1 protein-coding gene is annotated in these 3,498 nt (G+C 61.1%); it reads left to right on the forward strand.

Annotated elements, in window-relative coordinates; all coding sequences use genetic code 11:
* Positions 1–3,280 (forward strand): dockerin type I domain-containing protein (locus RSSM_RS11335; protein ID WP_044302322.1); only part of this gene is annotated, 3,280 nt, incomplete at its 5' end.
* Positions 3,281–3,498 lie beyond the last annotated feature (218 nt).

Consider the following 3,498-nt stretch of genomic DNA (forward strand, 5'->3'; position numbering starts at 1 on the left):
CGACGTGACCGTAACAGGCGGGACGGTTCAACTGAACACCGCACCCCAGGAAGGCGGCGGGATCTGGAACGGCACCGGCACGCTGAACATTGACGGCACCGCCGTCACCCAAAACACCGCCAACTCCAACGCGAACGCCGGAAACGATCAAGGCGGTGGCGGCGTCTTCAACGACGGCGGAACACTGGACATCGATAGCGCGACCATCACCGACAACCTCGCGACGACAAACAACGGTAACGGCGGAGGCGTGATGACCGTCGGCGGAACGGTCACGATCGACAACACGACCATCGCGGCAAACGAAGCCGCACGTGCCGGAGGCGGGATCGAAAACAATGCGGGCAACGTCACGCTCACCGGAGTCACCGTCGGCGGACCGACTGCCAGCGAAGGCAACACGACCGGCGTCAATGGCGGCGGAATTCATGCCAGCGGCGTGCTCAGCAGCACGAACATCAACGGCGGCTCGTTCGAAAACAACCGTGCCGATCAAGAAGGCGGCGGGCTGTGGAACGGGGGCGGCGTCATGACAGCCACGGGGACAACCATCGATTCAAACACCGCGTTTGGAACCGGAGCCCAACAAGGCGGCGGAGGTGCTTTCAACGAAGTCGGGACACTCACGCTCGACGGTGTCACCTTGACGAACAACACCGCCAGCTCAGGACTCGCTTCCGGCGGTGGTGCGTTCAACAACCTTGGCACCATGAACGTTTTGAACTCGGTCATCGACGGCAACGACAAGTGCGGATTGTCGTACTTCATCGCGGAAGGATCGATCACCAACAATGCGTTCGGCGTCAACGTCGGGGGAAACCTCTGCTCGTTGTTGGCGACCGACGCAGATGACGTCATCTTGGTAACCGACGACGCGATCAGCATCAATGCGAACACGCTCAACTACGACGACAACACGCTCGGACCGATCACGATCCTGGCAATGCTCGGCAACGACACCTTCAACATCCAGTCGACCGACGCGGACAACCCGATCATCGCCGACGGAGGCGACGACACCGACGTCTTCAACATCTCGTCGGACGCCGATGCCAACTCCGGTACACTCGACGGATTGCTCGGCGATGTAACGATCATCGGCAACGCCCATAATAACGCCACACCGGTCACCGCATCAGCGACCGCACAACGACGACCGGACGCAGATGCGGTCACGGTGACCGCGAGCAGCGTCCCCGGCGATGTTCTGAACATCAGTGACGAGGCGAGCGTTGCCGACAACGCGTACGAACTCACGTCGACCACGTTCCAACGCACCGCGGTCGCCGCCACCGCCGTCATCACGTACCAAACCGTCGAGACGGTCAACGTCGAAACAGGTTCCGGCGACGACACCGTCAACGTCGCCTCCACCGTAAACGGCAACATCGTTTCGCTCGACACCAACCCGGGCAACGACACGGTCACGATTGAAACGACCGGCAACGACAGCATCCTGGAACTCGCAACCGAATCAGGCAACGACAACATCACCCTGCTAACGACCGGTGCCCGCAGCGTGACGTCGGTGACCACTGCCGATGGACTCGATAGCGTCGCCGTCATCAACCGCGGCACCGGGTCAGGCATCGACATCGACACTGGTGCGGCGATTGACCAGATCACACTCGGCGGCGGCACCGCGTTGACGCCTTCCCAAACCGACCAAACCGCGGTCATCCACGTCGCGAGCGGCGCGGGCGAAGACAGCTTCACCGTCAACGAAGTTTTCTTCGAGACCGTCATCGAACTCGACGGCGGCGCCGACAACGATACGTTTGATCTCAACGCAGACGGCGCCGACGCGGCGGGCTTCCTTGGGCGAATCAACAACGACCCGATCAACGCGACCGGCCAAGACGCACAGGCTCGCACGCGGGAACTGCTGATCAACGGCGGCGGCAACGGTGCGGCGACTCGCACGTTTGTCGAAGGAACCACCGTCGACGGGGCAGGCCTCGCATCGGAAGGCAGCGTATCCGGTCAGGCTGTCGGTGACACGATCAACATCAACGCCCAATCCTCCACCGTGCCGCTCGACCTCCGCTACGCCATCACGCAGCAAGGCCAGGGAGTCTTGGCCACCACGTTGCCAGCGGCAGACCAATCGGCCCGGGCGACCATTGGCAACGAGGTCGTCGACTCACAGAACGTTGAAACAATACAAATCAACACCGGGTCCGCTGACGACGTGCTGACCATCAGCAGCGACATCGCGTTCGGTATCAGCAACAGCAACCAAGCGATCCGGTTTGACGGCGGAGATCCTGCGGGTGCCGCCGGCACCGATCGGCTCGAGATCGTTGGCACCGACCTGGACGACCGGATCACCGTCGGCGACAGCACTGACGGGACGATCGAACCGATTGAAACCACGAACGTCGAGTTCGTACGAATCGATGGGCTCGACGGCGACGATCAAGTTTCGCTTCGCAACGATGCGGTTAGCGTGCTCAACGGCGGCGAGGGCGATGACACATTGTTAGGCGGTTCCAACCAAGATGCCTTGGCGGGAGGTCCCGACGTCGACCAATTGTTCGGTCGCAATGGAAACGATGTGCTGTTCTCCGATCGCAACTTCGGATCCGACGACGACTTCCCCGAAGGCGGCGAACTCCTCGACGGCGGCAACCAAGACACCGTGCCTCCGGGCGACATCTGCGTTCAGATCGGATTGGACATCGTCCGCAACTGCGAGGCTCTCGTTGACGGCGGGGCACAGAAAGACGTGCTCACTTGGTTGCAAGGGATCATCATTTCCGACTCCAACGTCTCGTTCGAAGATAGCGAAGAGTTGGAGGTGTTCGGCCCGGTAGAAGAGCCTGGCATCCCGCTGATCGAAACCACCGAACCGAGTTCCCTATCACCTACCGGGGGATTGCCTGGCGGCGGAGGAACCGGCACAGGTGGAGGCGGAATCGGCGACAGCGAACCAGACCCGCAGCGTGGCGAAGGCGAAGTCATCTATGACGTCAACCGCGACGGATTGATCACGGCGATCGATGCACTCCGGGTCATCAACCGACTCAACGCTATCGACGCGTCAGGAGAAGCGACCGACGCATCGTCTCAAACGGGAACACCCATCGATGACGAGGACGTCAACGCAGACGGAACGGTCTCCGCACTCGACGCGCTGATGGTCATCAACCTGCTCAATTCCAACCCAGCCGATTCGGAACCGATGACGGCGCCATGGCAAAACGCGGTGGATCTCGTTTTCGCGGACGACGACAGTTTCGACGACGACGAACGAATCGAAGACTCGCTACTGTTCTGAGCCGCCGCGTTTACCCGCTGAGTTGATCGCAAAGAATGCAGCGCAAGGTTGCCAACCTCAGAGCCCGGGACCACTCAGTGCGTGAGCCGAATGGCCGTAAGGCCTCGGGTGGAAGCGTCGAACGATACAAAACACCGAACCCGCCCAATACCCGAGTGCTCACGCACTTCGGCTCACAGAACCACAAACCAGCGTGTAGGTCATGCTCCGCATGACAC

It is taken from the genome of Aporhodopirellula sallentina SM41 (assembly GCF_000346505.1).
In the GTDB taxonomy this organism is placed as follows: Bacteria; Planctomycetota; Planctomycetia; order Pirellulales; family Pirellulaceae; genus Rhodopirellula; species Rhodopirellula sallentina.